Source organism: Acinetobacter sp. ANC 3929, from assembly GCF_000369405.1.
GTDB lineage: Bacteria > Pseudomonadota > Gammaproteobacteria > Pseudomonadales > Moraxellaceae > Acinetobacter.
In genome coordinates, this window is the sequence record NZ_KB850000.1 from 381833 (window position 1) to 400398 (window position 18566).

Genomic DNA, 18566 nt, shown 5'->3' on the forward strand with positions numbered 1-18566 from the left:
ATAATTGGAGAGAGCATGGCAGCAACGAAAGAGGAAATCATGGGATTCTTGGCGCAGGAATTTCCACAGGCACTCAAGAAGAGTGTGATTGAAGACATTACACCAAAAGGTGCTCAACTACTTTATCAAGTTGATGCTCGGGATTTACGTCCAGGACAAACTGTATCTGGTCCAACCTTGATGTTGATCGCTGATTATGTGCTTTACATCGCCATTATGGGACATTTGGGTTTGGTCGCAATGGCGGTTACCACAAATATGACCATCAATTTTTTTCGCAAACCCAATGGAAATCGCGATATCCGAGCAGTGTGTAAATTAATCAAAGTCGGTAAAACATTGGTTACAGGAGAAGTATGGTTATATTCGCTTGATGATGAAGAACCTGTTGCGCATGTAATCGGAACCTATGCGCTCCCACCACAACAAAAAGTTGACTAGAACGACTTGTGTAATTTTCACCTAGATAAGATTCCTATCGTCTATAGGTGAAAATTATCTTCTATTAAAAATCCTTTAAGTAAATGCCTTTAAAAGTTGATTGACTGCAAATATATGAAAAAAACAAATCTCGTCATAGGATAATCACCACGAATCGGTTGTGATAATGGAATGAATCTTATCGGGAAGAAAGAGATGATAATTAAAAATGGTTTAATTGCTTTGGCATTATTGGGCTGCGCTATAACAGCGCAAGCGAAACAGACGGTATGTGTATTTGATCCTGTGGGTAAATCGGGTGATGCCTTTGCCTTAGCGAAAGATTATGCGCTGGAAGCAAAAAAGTGGGGTGCAGAAATTGATTTGCGTGCTTATGTGGATGAGCGTGTTGCAGCAGAAGATTTAAAAGTAGGGCAATGTGATGGCGCGATTATTAGTGGATTACGTGGTCGACAGTTCAATAAGTATGTCGGCTCATTAGACGCTATTGGTGCTTTAACCGATTTAAAAACAGCGATTCTTGCTTATCAATTGCTTTCCAAACCGCAAGCTGCAAAAAGTATGCTCAACGGCCCTTATGAGATTGCTGGTTTGGGTACGATTGGCCCTGCGTATTTATTTGTCTCTGATCGCAATATTAATACTTTGGCTAAGGCAGCAGGCAAGAAGATCGGTGTTTTTGCTTATGATGAAGCTCAACCGAAACTGGTTGCACAAGTAGGAGCACAAGCAGTTTCTGTCGATGTTACCAATGCAGGGGCAAAGTTTAATAACCATCAAATTGATATTGTGCCGGCGCCAATTGTTGCTTATAAGCCGTTTGAACTCTATAAGGGGTTGGGAGATAAAGGTGGCATCGTAAAATTTCCACTGACACAAATTTCTGCAAATTTTATTATTCGAAAGGATAAGTTTCCTGAAGGATTTGGGCAAAAGTCTCGTGAATGGGTAGCGGGTCAACTCGGTCGCACCTTTAATATCATTTCCAAGTACGAAAAAGAAATTCCTGCAAAATACTGGATGATCATTTCACCTGAAGAACAAGTGAATTATATGAAAATGATGCGTGAGGCGCGTATTTCACTCACCAAGGCAGGAATCTATGATCCTAAAATGATGAACTTCTTGAAAAAGGTGCGCTGTAAACAAAACCCAAATAGTTTTGAGTGTGCACTGAATGATGAATAAAATATGATTTAAAATAACAAATAGGCCCTCTTTATTAATTGTAATTTAGAGGGTTTTTTATTGAATAAAGTAGATGAGTCCTTTAAAAAACATAACAACATTTAAGTATGCGAAATAGTGAGAACATGCTAAAACTAAATCTGTTCAAATTCATTTGTTCTGACTATTTCTTACTTTTATGACGATACCGCTCGACTTAACACCTTTATCGCAAATTGAGTCAAATCAAGAACATATTTTAGCGATTAAACGGAATGACCTATTGCCTTTAGTTAATGATCCGCATCGTTTGAATCATTATGCAGATCATTTGGTGCAAGCGCAGAGTGTGTTACTGAATGGCGTTGATCCAAAGTTGAATCAACAGCTGAGTGAGGTCATTACACAGATCATTCAGCAATTATCGCTTTCCAAGAAATATTTAGGTAGCCGACGATTTAATGCATTGCAAAAATGGTTGGGAATTGATGTCGAATATGATGCTGGACAAGTAAAATATGTTAAAGACTTGGATCGTTTAATCAATGAAGCAAATCATTTAAGTCAACGGTTGCAGATTGAAATCCAGAAATCCCAGTCACGTTTGCAGCAAGCCTTGGGTTTACGAGAACAGATGGCAGCCTATATTGTTGCTGCAGATGAATTTCTGAAGGAATATCCTCAATTCAGTAAACAGCAGGTGCTTGACCATTTTGTTGAGCGACTATCTAAAAAAATCAATACATTGCAGACTTTACAGAGCAGCAATGATATTGCGATGAAACAGATGCAGTTGTCACAGCATTTATCCTTTAGTCTTTTAGATCGTTTTAAAGAGGCACAACAGGTGTTGATTCCAGCTTGGCAATACCATTTAAAGCAAAGTCGTGAGTCAAACTCTAGCGCAACGATTGAGCAGCTAGATAAGAGCCGAGAAGAGTTAATTCAAAATTTGAAAAAATCATTACAGAAATAAGAGGGGAATATGATGTCCGATTCAGAATTGATCCAATCATCAAATGAAATTGAACTGAAACCAGAACAGCGTTTTGAGCAATTGAATTTAAAAGAGTTGGGCTTGCAACCCCATGACTATGCTGAAGTGATGGATGCACATAAAGAACTGGCTGAAATCAGTACCACAGCTGTAGCTGAATACGGTAAAAATATTGCCAATAAGACTTCAACCTATACCGATGAATTATTAAATTTGGTACAGAATAAAGACTTGGATGCCACAGGTCAGAAACTCAATGAAGTGGTACAAGTTGCTCAGCAGCTAAATACGTCAAGTATTCTGAATAAATCAAAAAGCTCTGGCTTTTTTGGTGGCTTACTGAACAAAATTAAGGGTGCCAAACAAAATTTTGACCAGCATTTTAATACCACCAAAGAGCAGATTGATGTACTGGTCAAAGAAATTGAAAGTTCACAATCAGGTTTGAAAGCGCGTGTTGGCACATTGGATAAAATGTTTGATGCGGTGCAGGATGAATATAAACAACTGGGTGTGTATATTGCAGCGGGTCAGTTGAAGCAGCAGGATATTCAACAGCAAATTACGACACTGACCAATCAAGAACAAGATCAGCAGACCACACAGCAGATTTATGATCTCAATCATGTTGCCAATAATCTTGAAAAACGGGTGAGTGATCTTCATGTTTTACAACAGTCTGCAATGCAAACTTTGCCGATGATTCGGATTATCCAATCAAACAATTTAATGTTGGTCGATAAGTTTTATGCGATTAAAAACATTACATTACCTGCATGGAAGAATCAAATAAGCTTGGCAATTTCGCTGCAAGAGCAAAAGAACAGCGTCCAACTTGCCAAGGCGATTGATGATACCACCAATGAATTATTACGTCGTAATGCGGAGTTATTGCATCAGAACTCTGTTGATACGGCTAAAGCCAATCAGCGTTCTGTGATCGATGTAGAAACACTTGAACATGTACAAAATACCCTCATTAAAACAGTAAACGATGTGATTCAGATTCAGAAAGAAGGGATGCAAAAGCGCGCAGAAGCAACAACTCGCTTACGTGCTTTGCAAGAGAATTTGAATCATTTGGTGCTTGAGAATAGTCAACCGCCTAAATCTTGATATAGCTCATTTTTGAAGGAAAGATCATTGTCACCCATAGACGATTTTAGTGTACAGCCTATTGACCAGCGTTTAGATGTTTTAAAAAAACGTCAACGCAACTTGATGATCTGGTTTTTTCTGACCAGTACATTGTTGGTTGTTACAATTGCGGTGCTGTTTTTGCAAAAAGAATTTATCTATCGTTTCTTTGATCTTTCTGTATATGTACAGGCTTTAGATTTGCCTTATCATGTACAGGATCTTGTTCCTTTTAAGCAACCTGTTGATTATCTTTTTAATTTATTATCATGGTTTGGCTGGTTGTTTCTCAAACTCTTTGTCTCATTTATTGGTGCTTTTTTGCTAGTCAGTTGGGCGAAGAAATTCAAATTTTTTCAGCAACGTTTCCAAGCATGGACACAGCGTATTTTGGCATGGGTAATTTCGTTTATCTTGCTTTGGTCTGGTTTGACCTACATCCAATACGACTGGAAAGATGAAACCAAGCAGGCATATCAGCAATGGATGAGCTATCAAAACAATATTGTTGAAAGTCAGATTGCTCAAGATTTACAGCAGGCCAATATTTCATCGACTGAAAAAGCCTATATCTTGGCGCAAGTGGCCTTATTGCACCAGCCTGTCGATCGTAAAACCGCAAATGAGTATGTTAATCAATTGATTGCAGCTGAGAAAAACAACCCGATTCAGTTCAAAGAATATGATTTTAAGCCTGAGCAGCTGTGGGTCATGCAACAGCAGCTTTACGGTAAAAGTATCACATCACTCACACAGCCTCTAGATTTACGGGCTCAGCAGGCAGAACGAGTTTCTAGCGTTGTGAATGTGATCTTGTGGGGACTGATCGTATTCAGTGTCGCGTTCAGTACCATCTTGTATTTGCTAGCCAAACATTTGAAAAATCGTCGTGTTCGGATCACACAGAAACTTAACGTTTTTTAAATCTTTATTCGGTTTATCCGATCAAACTCATAAAAACATACTGTTTTACCTATTTAGTACTTTTGCGTACTATAGCTTCATTGAATGAATTTAGCTGATTGAAAAGTCTTAGCGTTTGGAGAAATACATGTTAGATCAAAATATTAAAACTCAATTAAAAGCTTACTTAGAACGTTTAGAAAGTCCAATCGAGTTGGTTGCTGCTTTAGATGACTCGGACAAAGCTGCAAAAATTAAAGAACTCGTAACGGAAATTGCTGAACTTTCTGACCAAGTTACGGCGCGTTTTGACGGTTCAAACACTCGCCGTCCTAGTTTTGGTGTAGCAAAAGCAGGTGAACAACCGCGTGTGTTCTTTGCCGGCTTGCCAATGGGACATGAGTTTACTTCTTTGATCTTGGCATTATTACAAGTGTCTGGTTACGCACCAAAAGTCTCTGATGAAATCCTCACTCAGATCAAAGGCTTAAACTTAAGCGCAAATTTTGATGTGTTTGTCTCACTCAGCTGCCATAACTGTCCAGATGTGGTTCAAGCGCTCAACTTAATTGCGATTAACAATCCAAATACCACAGCGACCATGATTGATGGTGCGTTCTTCCAAGACGAAGTTGAAGAACGTAAAATCTTGGCAGTGCCAATGGTGTTCCAGGACAATGAGCATATCGGTCAAGGTCGTATGACTTTGGAAGAAATCGTTGCTAAGTTAGATAGCAATTCTGCTGAGAAAGATGCAGCGGCAATCAATGCCAAAGATGCGTTTGATGTGTTGGTGATCGGAGGTGGTCCTGCTGGCGGTACCGCAGCGATTTACGCCGCACGTAAAGGCATCAAAACGGGTATCGTGGCTGAACGCTTTGGCGGTCAGGTGATGGATACCATGGATATTGAGAACTTCACCACGGTTCAAAAAACCGTAGGCCCACAGTTCGCTCAAGACATGGAAGCACATGTACGTGAATACGGTGTGGACATCATGAACTTGCAACGTGTCAGCAAGATCACAGGTGCAGATCAAACAGCCAATGGTCTGGTTGAAGTTGAACTGGAAAATGGTGCCAAGCTTGAATCGAAAACCATCATTCTTTCAACTGGCGCGCGCTGGAGAGAAATGAATGTACCAGGTGAAGCAGAATACCGTACTCGTGGTGTTGCCTACTGCCCACACTGTGATGGCCCATTGTTCAAAGGCAAACGTGTTGCGGTGATTGGTGGCGGTAACTCGGGTGTAGAAGCAGCCATTGACCTTGCGGGGATTGTGGAGCATGTAACTTTGGTTGAGTTTGATACCAAACTACGTGCCGATCAAGTATTGCAAGACAAGTTAAACAGCTTGCCAAATACCACGGTGATCTTGAATGCACTCAGTACTGAAGTGGTGGGTGATGGTTCACAAGTAACGGCATTGAAATACAAAGATCGTGCCACTGAGGTTGAACACACCGTAGAGCTTGCAGGGATCTTTGTGCAAATTGGTTTATTGCCAAACACGGATTTCTTAAAGAACAGTGCGGTTGAGCTGAGTAACCGCGGTGAGATCGTGATCAATGATCGCAACGAAACCAATGTCAAAGGTGTATTTGCTGCGGGTGACTGTACGACTGTGCCATACAAGCAAATCATCATTGCGACTGGTGAAGGTGCCAAAGCATCGCTGTCTGCCTTTGATTATATGATCCGTTCTGGCGTATAACTGATTTGATCTAAAAAGCCCCAATTGTTTGGGGCTTTTTTATTGCGCTTAATTCTTTGGTTTATATAAACCATGATCCACTAAATGCTGTCGTAAGATACGACGAAGTTCTAATACCGCTTCAGGTGTTTCTTGAATAGAGTGGCCACCTGTGAAAATCTTTTCAGAAACAGCACCATCTAAATGAGCACTTTTATATGGAACAATACCATCGGTAATGACATTTGGATCGTCACTCTTGGTAATGTTACCCATAATAGAATGGAACACGAGGTCTTTTTCTGGTGGGATACTGGCGGTTAACTCCATAAATTTAGATTTCTTACTTAGATCACTTGGACCATTTTGAATTACATCATTAGTCAGGGTTTTGACAAAATCTTTGAGATCCATGTCATCGCTGGTAAGGGTATCCGCTAGAGTGGTCAAGAAGGTTGCAGGAAGTTTGATAATCTTTCGTGCTGCCAAAGTAAACCAACGATCAGCAAAGTCTGTTCCTTTATGTGGAGCAGCCAAGAAAATAGCACGATCAAAGTTCGGAATAGGTTCCATTTTAAGTCGCTCACCAATCACGGGATGCTTACGTAAACGTGCTTGCTGGCGGCTATTCATCATGGTGAGTGCTTCCTTGGAAATATCAGCCTTACTCACCAAAAGACGGCTGATAATGCCCCCCATACTATGACCAATTAAAACCGCATCTTGAGCTGCTGCATCTTTATTATTCAGTGAGCCAAAGGCTTGTTTTAAAAGTGCGTAAATCTGGAAGCGACTTTCTAGAATTGGCATATTGGTTGAGTAAAACACTTGCCAAACTTGATAGTGCTCACGCAGAACTGCATCGCCCATAATATCATTGGTGACTGCAATCCATGCTTCAGGACTACTTGCTAGACCATGTACCAATACAATGATTTTCTTGTTTGGATTGTACGGTTCGAGCATGTATAAATGCGGCATGGTTAGATGCTGATCACGATCGATTAAGCTCAAATAGGCAGATGCACCTAAATTATTTTCAGCTAACCAAAGACCATAAGGTGCAGAGAAGTTCGCGGCAAGCGAATATTCTTTACCAGCAATACTCACTTTCTCTACGCTATAAGGGTCATAAACCTTTACTTCAAAGTTCGGATTATTTAAAACATCATTAATCGTTGCAGCTGCACTCTTGGGCTGGGCAATGATGGTTGCCGCTAAATAGCGTGCTTTATGAATATTAGGGTTAAGTCCATTTGGATAGCTATAACTTAATGGATCGAGAATATATTTATTTTCACCATGGTTGGCATCTGTTGAAGGGAAGACTGCAACGAAATCTGAGCCGAAACCATCACGACGGTTGATTGCACGTAAGCCTGAAAAGTTCATGTTATAACTGGAAATAAATTTTTCCAGTTTCATATTCTGAAGTCGTTGATAGGACTGAATATCAATCGTATAGATGCTTTTACCAATCTGAATGGTCGGTGCTATGATCTTGGATGGATTTCTAAGACTATGTACATTTACCAATTTGGTTAAGGCTTGATTATAGAAGTCCCGAATTTGAACCTGTCTATTATCAAAAATCCGTTCTTGTGGCTGGCGAGCAGTTTTAAATAAATAAGCATAGCTATAGCGGATACTCTTATCTAAAGCTTCAAGTTCTTGGTCTAAGCATTGCTCATAGGCTGTTTGGATTGCTTTTTGTTCTTGTTCAGCCCTATGTTTAGTCAGCTTGCTGATTTTACATTCAGAGGAATCCGAAAGTGTGATTGCCTTGGAAAGATATAGTTCACTGGCTGTCGATAGCAATTGCTCATCTTGAATCTGTGGGATTTTATGTAAGTCAGCAATACACTCATTTGGGGTTTGCATACAGACTTTAGCTTCTTTGCCTGACATTGAAAGTACATTCAGACTGGCTTCGCTGAGCTTCTTTTGGGTGAGAATGCTGTTACGTTCGTTGGCAATTGTCACGTTGAGCGCTTGTTGTTTAATACTGACAACTTGGCAGCCACTCATCACGATGGTGCTTAGGAGAGAAATAAAAAATAAACGCTTATTTGGTGTAAATGCTAGCATGATATGTCAGCAAGTTCGCTGGAAGATTGTAGCTATAATACGAAAATAGAATGTTTTTTCAATGACTGATAAAAAAATAGACTGTACACGACAGTCTATTTTTCAGAGTAAAATTTACAAGCAATTAGTTTAAAACTTGCCACATATTCCAGCGTTTTCCAGTTTCAACTTCTTTGATTAAGCGATCCGTGACTTCCGCTTCATCAGGATAACTGACTTTATAGTTCTTTAAGGTTTGAATCGCATTTTTCTTTTGCTCTAACCAAAGGTAGTTATTTGCAGCAGAAAGATATGCTTCTTGTACACCACCTTTCATGGCTTTATCTAAATATGGAATCGCTTCACGCTGACCGCCACCTTCAGACAACCCAAAACCAAACCAGAAATTGGTTTCCGCATCGCTTGGATTGATAGCAAGAATACGTTGGGCATAAGTCAACGATTTTGAAGTATATGAGGTACCCAAGTCTAGATTACGTGCCATTACACTCGCTTTGAAAGCACGTGTTAATACGTCAAGTGAAGCATTTGGTTTTTCAGCTAAAGCATCTAATTTTTGTGTCGTTTCTTTCAACTTCACTTCATAACCTTTACGTTCTTGACGCTCAGAGAAACGAGGTGGGTAGTGACGCGCTTTACCTTCAACCAACTGTAAGAAATCGTCAATTTCAGTTACATCAACTTCATTGTCGCCAGCAAGAACTGCATATTTCATGCTGCGTTGTTTGCTATCGACTGTGGGAATAATAAGTTTGTTGACATCAAGCGTTGTCGATTTTGAAGGATCACTTTGTAATGACACTACCATCTTCGTTACAGGTTGTGCAGTTGCATCCTTAATCGCGACTTCAAAACTTGGTGGTGCATCATACTTGATTGGATTTAAAGCATAGAAAGCAGGGGTTGGATCTGGTTCCTTGAACACAAATGGTTCAGCAGCCTTATCTTTTTTTGCTGGGGCGATGCCACAGGCTGTCAAAAAAGAAGTTGAAAGTACAAGTAATGCCAAAGGCTTAAAATTCATGCTTTACATCCATTAATTTTAGTTAAATGAGAAGTAGATAGTTGGTTTCAACAGTCTAGGAAAAGCAAAACCAACTTGCAATGATAAGCTTGTTACATTTCTTATATATTCAATTATGTTGCTGAAGTTTTGTTCTGTGCTTCGCACTCACGTCTAACTTCTTCAATAATTTTAAGTTCTTCTTTACTCAATGGTTGAGTTTTTGAACTTTGCGAAGTGAAGCTTGGGTCAAGTTCAGACAAACGTTGACAAAGTACGTTCATGCGTTTTTCGTTTTTTTGCATACGATCGAGTAAAACACGAATGCCTTCTAAAATAGGATCTGACTGATCTTGTGTTGTCGCATAAGGTTCGAAACCAATGCTTTCTGCATAGTCACGGCGATTGACCTCGTCTTGTTCGATTTGACTTTTGTCTTTAAAAATATAACGGGCAGGGTTACCAACAGCAGTTACACCTGCAGGTACTTCTTTTGTTACAACTGCATTTGAGCCGACTTTGGCACCTTTATGTACTGTAAACGGCCCCAAGATTTTTGCACCAGCGCCAACAACAACACCATCTTCAAGTGTTGGATGACGTTTGCCTTTATTCCAAGTGGTTCCACCTAAGGTGACACTATGATAAAGCGTTACATCGTCACCGATCTCAGCTGTTTCACCAATCACCACACCCATACCGTGATCGATAAAAAAACGCTTACCGATTTTTGCACCTGGATGAATCTCAATACCAGTTGCAAAGCGGCTAAAAGAAGAAAGTAAGCGGGCAGTGCCTTTATATTCTTTTTTCCAAAGCTCATGTGCCATACGGTGCATAATCAGTGCATGAATACCTGGGTAGGTTGTGAGGACTTCTAGTGTATTTCGAGCCGCAGGATCACGTGCAAATACAGCCTCAATATCTTCTTTAAGCTGTTTAATCATTGGGGTGATCCTCCGTATTGGTCTTTTTCCATGAACCTTGGGCTAATGCCTGTACGCGGCTAAAGATTCCACGTAATAAATGATACTCCATACGATCTAATTGTATCCTTCCGAATAGACGACGCAAGCGTAATGGGAGTAAACGAGGGTTATTTGGATCTAAAAACTCAATTTCAGTCAACATTTTTTCTAAATGAGGATAGAACTGTTCCATTTGTTGTTGTGTAACCAATGGTTCATCCCATTCCATGCTTTGTTGTTGCTTCAGTTGCATATGGTCATCTGAGTTGGCTTGAACTTGAGTATTTTGTTCTAGCGCAGCCATTCTTAACTCATAGCAGACGACTTGAATCGCTTGTGCAACATTGAGCACCCCATATTCAGGATTTACTGGAATGGTTAAGTGATAATTGGCTAAGGCTAACTCTTCATTTGTGAGTCCCCGATCTTCACGGCCAAACACAATTGCAATATTTTGTTGTTTGGTTGCAGCATCTAATGCTTCTTTTGCAGCAGGTCGAACATCTAGTAATGGCCATGGAATTGTACGGCTACGTGCACTGGTCCCGAATACCATATGGCAATCTTGAATAGCTTGTTTTAAGGTTTCAACAATTTCAATTTTTTCAATTAAATCTTGAGCACCTGCTGCTAGTGCATCAATATCTGGATGCGGATAGGTTTTAGGCGCGACAAGTACAAGTTTTGATAAACCCATGGTTTTCATTGCACGTAAGGCGCTACCAATATTGGCTGGTAGGGTGGTATTGACCATAACAATACGCACATGATCCAAATGTTTGGACACGTTGTTTGAGTCAAACAGGTTCATATATTATCCAAAATTAAGAGTATTGAGAGACTTCAGTTTGATAAAGATCCAGTGCTTCATCCATTGACATGTTGTCTGGTGGGGGAGCTACCATTGCTACTTTAGGTGCCTCAGCTGCTTTTGCAGCCTTCGATTTCACTTGGTATTCGATGGAAATGGTTTCTTTACCAAAATAATCGCGTAACTTTCCAAGTAATTCATCTAATGGCACAACTTTCCATTGTGCACCTAAATGTAATTCAGCAGTTGCGAAGCTTTGTTCAAGCAGGATTTGCAGACCAATATGCTGACACATATCGATATTGCAATAAGGTAAGAGAATCGCCTGTAGATCTTTGGCCAAAGATTTGGTCATCAAATCTTGGGGGAGGCGAATTTGAATGCTTTGTGCTCGTTTTTGGCGAATTTCATTCAAATTAAAAGCTTTACTTAATCGTGCCATCGGGCGATCAAAGCCTTCACGCTCGTAAATTTCACCTTCAATGACCACAACCTGTTCTAAGCGAACAATATCTTTATAACGTTGGAAACGTTCATGGTTACAGCTAATTTCAACCCGTGCTGTACCATCATCGAGTGTGATCATGATACGGTTTGGGAAGTTGGCAATATCAACCACCAGACCTGCAAAAACTGTCGTTACACCGCGACGTGTCGGAGTGAGTTCATTTAGTTTTGCAGAAATGAATGATTTTAATTCAGGGCGGTAAACATCAATTGGGTGACCTGTGAGATATAAGCCAAGCGTGTCTTTTTCACCTTTGAGACGGACCTCATCTGCCCATGGTTTTACAGGCTTGGCTGGTTTACGCTGAACCTCTTCAACTTCACCAAACAAGTCCATGATGCCCGTTTCACGATTACTTCGAGCTTGATCAGCTGCTTGGACGGCTTCAGGTAATTGAGCCATTAGACTTGAGCGTTCAATACCAAGACAATCCAGAGCGCCTGCACGAATCAAAGCTTCTAAGGTCCGCTTATTGATTTTTTTCAGATCAATACGGTGACAGAAATCAAATAAATCCTTATAAGGGCCTTCATTAATTCGTGAGTCGATGACAGATTGCATCGCCTGTTCACCAACACCTTTAATTGCACCTAAGCCGTAGACGATGGTTTGTTCGTCACTGGCATGGAAGTGATATAAAGACATATTCACAGAAGGTGGAAGTACTTCTAACTTGTTATTACGGCAGTCGTCAATCAAGAATACGATGCTGTCGGTATTCTGCATTTCCGATGATAAAACAGCGGCCATAAATTCAGCAGGGTAATGTGCTTTTAACCAAGCCGTATGATAGGCAACAAGCGCATACGCTGCAGCATGGGATTTGTTAAAACCATAGCCTGCAAATTTTTCCATATAGTCGAAAATATGGTTGGCTGTGGCTTCATCAATATCTTTTTTCGCAGCACCTTCAATAAAGATCTGGCGCTGTTTCACCATTTCTTCAGGTTTCTTTTTACCCATGGCTCGACGAAGCAAGTCTGCGCCGCCAAGGGTATAACCTGCACAGAACTGAGCAGCCTGCATGACCTGTTCTTGGTAAACCATAATCCCGTAAGTTGGTTCTAATACACCTTCCAGCAACGGATGTAGGTATTCAAATTCACCACCATGCATACGATGGATGAAGTCGGGAATAAGATCCATTGGACCAGGGCGATACAATGAAACAAAGGCAATAATTTCCTCAAATTTGCTTGGTCTTGCTTCCTTAAGCATTTTTTTCATGCCGACGGATTCAAACTGAAATACCGCAGTGGTATTTGCATTGGCAAAGACCAGATAGGCATCTTTGTCATCTAATGGGACATTAGCAATATTAAGAGGTATTTCAGCCTTGATTCTTTTATTAATATTTTGAACCGCATCTTCAATCACGGTCAGGTTACGCAAGCCCAAGAAGTCAAACTTAACCAGACCTGCTGCTTCTACATCGTCCTTATCATATTGCGCGACACGGTTAGTACCGTCTGCATCACACAATACCGCAGAGTAATCGGTAATTTTACCTGGTGCGATAACGACACCACCCGCATGCTTACCTGTATTACGGGTAATACCCTCAAGTTTGAGTGCCATTTCCCAGATTTCAGCAGCATCATCATTATCAGGGTTAGATGGATTGGTGACGATATCTTTAAGTTGAGGTTCCATATCAATCGCTGTGGCCAAATCGACACCGAGAGGTTTGGTAGGAACCATTTTTGAAATACGGTCAGCAAGACCATAAGATTTACCCAAGACACGTGCTACATCTCGGATTGCACCTTTCGCAGCCATGGTACCGAAAGTTGCAATCTGTGATACCGCTTGTCGGCCATAATTTTGCGCGACATATTCAATGACACGGTCACGACCTGCGATACAGAAATCGACGTCAAAATCGGGCATCGAAACACGTTCTGGGTTTAAGAAACGTTCAAAGAGTAGATCATAGCGCAATGGGTCAAGATCAGTAATTTTTAAACTGTAGGCAACCAGTGAACCTGCACCTGAACCACGACCAGGGCCTACAGGGACGCCATTATTTTTGGCCCACTGAATAAAGTCCATGACGATCAGGAAGTAACCAGGGAATCCCATCTTGAGAATGATATCAACTTCGTACTTGATTCGTTCATCATAAGGTTTACGAATTTCTGCCCAATCTTCGTCACGTTCAGCAATTGGATAAAGATGATTTAAACGTTCCTCTAAACCTGTACGAGACAAATGCTCAAAATAGGTGTCGATGGTATAGCCATCTGGAATAGGGAAGTCAGGTAAGAAATAAGTGCCGAGCTGTAATTCGACATTACAACGTTTAGCAATATGGTAGCTATTTTCAATGGCACTCGGAATGTCTGAGAATAGCTCAGACATTTGCTCGCCGGTTTTGAAATATTGTTCTGGTGTATAATTTTTAGGACGCTTGTCATCCCCGAGCACGTAGCCATCGGCGATACACACACGAGCTTCGTGTGCATAAAAATCATCTTGCTCAACGAAATGAACATCGTTATGTGCAACAACACCAATTTGGTATTTTGCAGCGAGTTTGACCGCTTGCTGAATGAAATCTTCTTCACCAGCACGTTCAGTCCGTGTTAAGGCTAAATAGACACGATTTCCAAACTTTTCAATCCATGCTTCTAATAACGATTCAGCTTTTTGTGGATTGGAAGAGCAGAGCATTTTACCAACATCGCTGTGTTGACCGAGTAAGATAATTAGATCTTCAGCCTGTTCAAGTATCCATTCTTTTTGTACGCAAGGGAGACTGAGTTGCTGGCCTTCAATAAAGCCACGAGAAACGATTTCAGTCAGGTTTCGCCAACCTTTATTGCTCATGGCTAACAAGGTTGTACGGTGTTCTGCATTATTCAGTCGAATGACGCTACCTAGAACAGGTTTAATCCCTTTTTTTAAACATGCCTCATAAAATTTTATTGCAGCATGCAGATTCGATAAGTCTGTGAGCGCCAGTGCGGGCATCTCTTCTTTTACGGCAGCTTTGACCAAATCAGGTATGCGAACAATCGATTCCGTAATCGAGAATTCTGTGTGGATACCGAGATGAACAAACCGCATAGAAGAACTATCCTTTTTTAAAGCAAGGCATAGTTTAGCATGCAAACCGAAAATGACATGCTTAATATTTTGGCAAACCGTGTCTTTGCTTTGTTATTTTTATAAAATATTAAAAATTAGTCTTTGATTTTTCGATCAATATAAGTTTTAGTTTACATAAGGTGTTTTACAGCTAGAATGTAATCGAATAAAAATGTAGCAATGTGAGCGAAATAATGAAATTAAAAGATGTCGTACTTTCAATATTATTAACCAGCAGTTTATTTACCTTGAGTCATGCAGATGATGTGTCTTTTAGTCAAGGACTTGTGCAACAAGCAAAAGCAGGTGATGCCACTGCACAGAATAATTTAGGCGATGCTTATTATTATGGAAATGAGGTTGATCAAGATTTTGGTAAGGCCTTGGAATGGTTTAAAAAAGCGGCTGCAAAAGGCAATGCCGATGCAATTTTCTCAGTCGGCTATATGTATGACTACGGCGAAGGCGTAGAAGAAGATAATCCAACAGCTTTAAAGTGGTATACCCAAGCCGCGCAAAAAGGACAACTCTATGCACAATATTATTTAGGTTATTTATATCTTTATGGTGATGATGGTGTGAAGGTAAATACCCAAAAAGGATTGGAGTGGATGAGTAAGTCAGCCGATGCTGGTTTGGATATGGCACAAGCTGAACTTGGGCATTTATACAATGATGGTGGCGAAGGTGTACCGCAGGATCTGAAAAAAGCACTGCGTTATTACCAATTGGCTGCAAAACAAAATGAATCTTCAGCCATTAATAATTTGGGTATTTTCTATTTAGAAGGCAAGGCTGGATTAAAGCAAGATTATAAAGAAGCGTTGCGCTTATTTAGTTTGGCTTCTGGTGCAGGTAATGGTTTAGGCTCTTCAAATATTGCCTATATATATGAAGAAGGTAAAGGAGTTGCTAAGAACTATAAAAAGGCAGCGGAATTTTATGACTTGGCGGTGGCACAAGGGGAAGACGAGGCTCTGCTAGATTTAGCACGAATCTACGAAAAAGGTGGTTTTGGTTTGACTAAGAATTTGAAGAAAGCGAAAGAATACGAAGCACAATGGGATGAGCTACAGGATTCGGATTCTTAAATAAAAAAATCCCCCAGTTAAGGGGGATTTTTTTATTAACGCATTTTTGCCAAGAAGCGACTCAAGCGATTAATCGCCTCACGCAGTTCATTTTCAGCAGGCAAGAACACCACACGGAAATGGTCTGGGGTTGGCCAGTTAAAGCCAGTACCTTGTACCAAAAGAACTTTTTCAGCTTTTAATAAATCCAGCATCAATTTTTCATCATCTTCAATTGGATAGATCGCAGGATCAAGTTTAGGGAAGCAGTACATTGCACCATCGGGTTTGACACAACTTACACCTGGGATTTCATTCAGCATTTCCCAAGCAATATTGCGTTGTTCGTATAAGCGACCACCTGGACGAATCAAATCATTAATCGATTGATAACCGCCTAATGCAGTTTGAATGGCATATTGTGCTTGGTGATTGGCACATAAACGCATTGAAGCCAGCATGTCCAAGCCTTCAATATAGTCAGCTGCGCGCGCTTTGTCGCCTGTAATCGCCATCCAACCTGCACGATAACCAGCAATACGGTATGCTTTTGATAAACCATTGAATGAAATGCAAAGCTGATCGCCAGCCAATGCTGCAACAGCAACATGTTCAATGCCGTCATAAACGATTTTGTCGTAGATTTCATCAGCAAATAAAATTAAGTCGTGCTTTTTCGCCAGCGCCACAATTTGCTCTAACACATGTCGTGGATAGACTGAACCCGTTGGGTTGTTTGGATTAATAATTACAATGCCGCGTGTATTCGGTGTGATTTTACTTTCCATATCTACAATGTCTGGATACCAGTAGTTTTCAGAATCGCATTTATAGTGAACGGCTGTACCACCTGAAAGATTTACTGCTGCTGTCCATAATGGGTAGTCCGGCATAGGCACTAGCATTTCATCTCCATCATCAAGCAATCCTTGCATTGCCATTACGATCAGTTCAGAAACACCATTGCCGACATACACATCATTAACGTGCATATCAAAAATGCCTTTCTGTTGGTAATACTGGCAGATGGCTTTACGTGCAGGGAAAATCCCTTTTGAATCGGTATAGCCAATTGCATTAGGCAGGTTTAAAGCAACATCATTAATAATTTCTTGTGGTGCTTCGAAACCAAAAGGTGCAGGGTTGCCAATATTCAGCTTGATGATCTTGTGCCCTTGCTCCTCCATTTCATTGGCGGCGCGTAATACTGGTCCACGGATGTCGTAACAAACATGCTCAAGCTTAGATGATTTTTTAATTTCTCGGCTTGATTGGATAGACTGGGGAACAACAGTATTTTTTGACATAGCTGGATTCACTTTTGCATATCGGTATAAATAACTTTTAAAGGTTTCAACGCTTACCAAATTTAGATCGTGTTGATCTCTCAGCAACTCAACAATTTTTTCATGGGTAAAGCCCGATTGTTGATATTGTCTGATGGTTGGTAATAAGTTTTGGAAAACCACACTTTTTTTCTGAGACATTTTTTGTCCTATACAACCGTGCGGGATTAGAATAACACCATCTTTGCTTACGCAAAAGACAATATTGTTAAAAATTGCTTACCAAGTGGATTTGATTTGCTTCCTTTTTGCTATTTTTGAGTTAAGTGCTTAAATTTCACTAAATTGTACGATCTGAGACTAGAGTTTTTTTTTCGAATGGCGTAAATATAAAATCTGATCATCATGATATTTTTAACAACAGAATATAAAGGTGCAGGTTATGGGAAAAGTGAATAAAACGGACCGAGAATGGCAAAGAGAATTATCACCTGAAGAATATCGCATAACTCGTCAGAAAGGCACAGAACCCGCATTTACAGGACAATATTGGAATAATAAACAACATGGTACTTATGTATGTCGTTGTTGTGGTGCGGAATTATTCTCTTCTGAAACGAAATACGATAGTGGTTGTGGTTGGCCAAGCTTTTTTAGACCGATTGATGGTGTTGCCATAGAAGAGCATGAAGATTTGTCACATGGTATGGTCAGAACAGAAATTGTCTGCCATGATTGCGATGCACATTTGGGCCATGTGTTTGAGGATGGCCCCCAGCCGACAGGACTGCGTTATTGCGTGAATTCGGCATCATTACAACTTAAAACAGAAGAAAAGAATGACGAGGAAACTTATCCATGAGTAACATTTATCAGTTTGAAGCTGACTTGTTAGAGGGAGAAACAAAAGCGCTCGCTGATTATAAAGGCAAGGTCATGCTGATTGTAAATACTGCAAGTAAGTGTGGCTTTACGCCACAATTTGCAGGACTTGAGAAACTTTATGAAAAATATAATGCTCAAGGATTAGAAGTTTTAGGTTTTCCGTGCAATCAGTTTGGAGGACAAGATCCAGGCACCAATAAGGAGATTGGCACTTTTTGCCAGCGCAATTATGGGGTCAGTTTTCCTATGTTTGCCAAAGTGGATGTCAAAGGGCCAGAAGCACACGTGATTTTCCGCTATTTAACTCGTGAAGCAAAAGGGCTTTTAGGCAGCCGTAACATCAAATGGAACTTTACTAAGTTTTTGGTAGGGCGTAATGGAGAAGTTTTGGAGCGTTATGCACCAACGACCAAGCCAGAGGCTTTGGAAGCTGATATTGAAAAAGCTTTGGCAAAATAAAAATGATAAGTATAGAGGTTGGAGTTTAAATTATTTTGGACTCAACAGTTGAATTTTGGA

The 18566-nt window shown here is 40.4% G+C and carries 15 protein-coding genes; 9 read left to right on the forward strand and 6 right to left on the reverse strand.

Annotation, left to right across the window (positions count from 1 at the left end; translation table 11 throughout):
- Nucleotides 1–15: 15 nt before the first annotated feature.
- From F909_RS06640 to ahpF, 6 genes are all read left to right on the forward strand, one after another.
- Nucleotides 16–441, forward strand: coding sequence for a PaaI family thioesterase (locus F909_RS06640; RefSeq protein WP_005152227.1), 426 nt, complete (start codon nt 16–18; stop codon nt 439–441).
- A gap of 195 nt (nt 442–636) precedes the next feature.
- On the forward strand, nt 637–1629 hold the full coding sequence (locus tag F909_RS06635; RefSeq protein WP_005152230.1) for a putative solute-binding protein: 993 nt from the start codon (nt 637–639) through the stop codon (nt 1627–1629).
- Nucleotides 1630–1807: 178 nt separating this feature from the next.
- The gene (locus F909_RS06630; RefSeq protein WP_005152237.1) at nt 1808–2584 is read left to right on the forward strand and encodes a hypothetical protein; all 777 of its coding nucleotides are present in this window, start codon (nt 1808–1810) and stop codon (nt 2582–2584) included.
- A gap of 12 nt (nt 2585–2596) precedes the next feature.
- A complete protein-coding gene (locus F909_RS06625) occupies nt 2597–3721 on the forward strand; it encodes a toxic anion resistance protein (protein ID WP_032878183.1) in 1125 nt (374 codons plus the stop codon).
- Between the two features lie 27 nt (nt 3722–3748).
- On the forward strand, nt 3749–4666 hold the full coding sequence (locus F909_RS06620) for a hypothetical protein (protein WP_005152240.1): 918 nt from the start codon (nt 3749–3751) through the stop codon (nt 4664–4666).
- Nucleotides 4667–4793: 127 nt separating this feature from the next.
- Nucleotides 4794–6359 carry an alkyl hydroperoxide reductase subunit F gene (gene ahpF, locus F909_RS06615; RefSeq protein ID WP_005152241.1) on the forward strand — a complete coding sequence of 522 codons (1566 nt, stop codon included), beginning with the start codon at nt 4794–4796 and terminating at the stop codon, nt 6357–6359.
- A gap of 48 nt (nt 6360–6407) precedes the next feature.
- Here ahpF and F909_RS06610 read toward each other — a convergent pair whose 3' ends face one another.
- From F909_RS06610 to dnaE, 5 genes are all read right to left on the reverse strand, one after another.
- The gene (locus F909_RS06610; protein ID WP_005152243.1) at nt 6408–8426 is read right to left on the reverse strand and encodes an esterase/lipase family protein; all 2019 of its coding nucleotides are present in this window, start codon (nt 8424–8426) and stop codon (nt 6408–6410) included.
- A gap of 124 nt (nt 8427–8550) precedes the next feature.
- Nucleotides 8551–9450: an ABUW_2363 family tetratricopeptide repeat lipoprotein gene (locus F909_RS06605; protein ID WP_005152246.1), complete on the reverse strand. Its 900-nt coding sequence runs from the start codon at nt 9448–9450 to the stop codon at nt 8551–8553.
- A 113-nt stretch (nt 9451–9563) separates the two neighbouring features.
- On the reverse strand, nt 9564–10376 hold the full coding sequence (cysE, locus tag F909_RS06600) for a serine O-acetyltransferase (RefSeq protein WP_005152249.1): 813 nt from the start codon (nt 10374–10376) through the stop codon (nt 9564–9566).
- The gene (locus F909_RS06595; RefSeq protein ID WP_005152251.1) at nt 10369–11208 is read right to left on the reverse strand and encodes an RNA methyltransferase; all 840 of its coding nucleotides are present in this window, start codon (nt 11206–11208) and stop codon (nt 10369–10371) included. Before F909_RS06595 ends, cysE begins: the two co-directional genes overlap by 8 nt.
- A gap of 13 nt (nt 11209–11221) precedes the next feature.
- A complete protein-coding gene (gene dnaE, locus F909_RS06590) occupies nt 11222–14785 on the reverse strand; it encodes a DNA polymerase III subunit alpha (RefSeq protein ID WP_005152252.1) in 3564 nt (1187 codons plus the stop codon).
- A gap of 215 nt (nt 14786–15000) precedes the next feature.
- On the opposite strand from dnaE, the gene F909_RS06585 reads away from it, so the two are divergent.
- The gene (locus tag F909_RS06585) at nt 15001–15897 is read left to right on the forward strand and encodes a tetratricopeptide repeat protein (RefSeq protein WP_005152253.1); all 897 of its coding nucleotides are present in this window, start codon (nt 15001–15003) and stop codon (nt 15895–15897) included.
- A 35-nt stretch (nt 15898–15932) separates the two neighbouring features.
- On the opposite strand, the gene F909_RS06580 is transcribed toward F909_RS06585, so the two are convergent.
- The gene (locus F909_RS06580; protein WP_005152254.1) at nt 15933–17363 is read right to left on the reverse strand and encodes a pyridoxal phosphate-dependent aminotransferase; all 1431 of its coding nucleotides are present in this window, start codon (nt 17361–17363) and stop codon (nt 15933–15935) included.
- 241 nt (nt 17364–17604) lie between these two features.
- On the opposite strand from F909_RS06580, the gene msrB reads away from it, so the two are divergent.
- Nucleotides 17605–18024 carry a peptide-methionine (R)-S-oxide reductase MsrB gene (msrB, locus tag F909_RS06575; RefSeq protein ID WP_005152257.1) on the forward strand — a complete coding sequence of 140 codons (420 nt, stop codon included), beginning with the start codon at nt 17605–17607 and terminating at the stop codon, nt 18022–18024.
- Nucleotides 18021–18506 (forward strand): glutathione peroxidase, encoded by a 486-nt coding sequence (locus F909_RS06570; RefSeq protein WP_005152258.1) that lies wholly within the window; start codon nt 18021–18023, stop codon nt 18504–18506. Before msrB ends, F909_RS06570 begins: the two co-directional genes overlap by 4 nt.
- The last annotated feature ends 60 nt before the right edge of the window (nt 18507–18566 follow it).

Excerpts from the sequence above, each read along its gene's own strand:
- F909_RS06640 (WP_005152227.1), top strand. The coding sequence starts at position 16 with ATGGCAGCAACGAAAGAGGAAATCATGGGATTCTTGGCGCAGGAATTT.
- F909_RS06635 (WP_005152230.1), top strand. The coding sequence starts at position 637 with ATGATAATTAAAAATGGTTTAATTGCTTTGGCATTATTGGGCTGCGCT.
- F909_RS06630 (WP_005152237.1), top strand. The coding sequence starts at position 1,808 with ATGACGATACCGCTCGACTTAACACCTTTATCGCAAATTGAGTCAAAT.
- F909_RS06625 (WP_032878183.1), top strand. The coding sequence starts at position 2,597 with ATGTCCGATTCAGAATTGATCCAATCATCAAATGAAATTGAACTGAAA.
- ahpF (WP_005152241.1), top strand. The coding sequence starts at position 4,794 with ATGTTAGATCAAAATATTAAAACTCAATTAAAAGCTTACTTAGAACGT.
- F909_RS06610 (WP_005152243.1), bottom strand. The coding sequence starts at position 8,426 with ATGCTAGCATTTACACCAAATAAGCGTTTATTTTTTATTTCTCTCCTA.
- F909_RS06605 (WP_005152246.1), bottom strand. The coding sequence starts at position 9,450 with ATGAATTTTAAGCCTTTGGCATTACTTGTACTTTCAACTTCTTTTTTG.
- cysE (WP_005152249.1), bottom strand. The coding sequence starts at position 10,376 with ATGATTAAACAGCTTAAAGAAGATATTGAGGCTGTATTTGCACGTGAT.
- F909_RS06595 (WP_005152251.1), bottom strand. The coding sequence starts at position 11,208 with ATGAACCTGTTTGACTCAAACAACGTGTCCAAACATTTGGATCATGTG.
- dnaE (WP_005152252.1), bottom strand. The coding sequence starts at position 14,785 with ATGCGGTTTGTTCATCTCGGTATCCACACAGAATTCTCGATTACGGAA.
- F909_RS06585 (WP_005152253.1), top strand. The coding sequence starts at position 15,001 with ATGAAATTAAAAGATGTCGTACTTTCAATATTATTAACCAGCAGTTTA.
- F909_RS06580 (WP_005152254.1), bottom strand. The coding sequence starts at position 17,363 with ATGTCTCAGAAAAAAAGTGTGGTTTTCCAAAACTTATTACCAACCATC.
- msrB (WP_005152257.1), top strand. The coding sequence starts at position 17,605 with ATGGGAAAAGTGAATAAAACGGACCGAGAATGGCAAAGAGAATTATCA.
- F909_RS06570 (WP_005152258.1), top strand. The coding sequence starts at position 18,021 with ATGAGTAACATTTATCAGTTTGAAGCTGACTTGTTAGAGGGAGAAACA.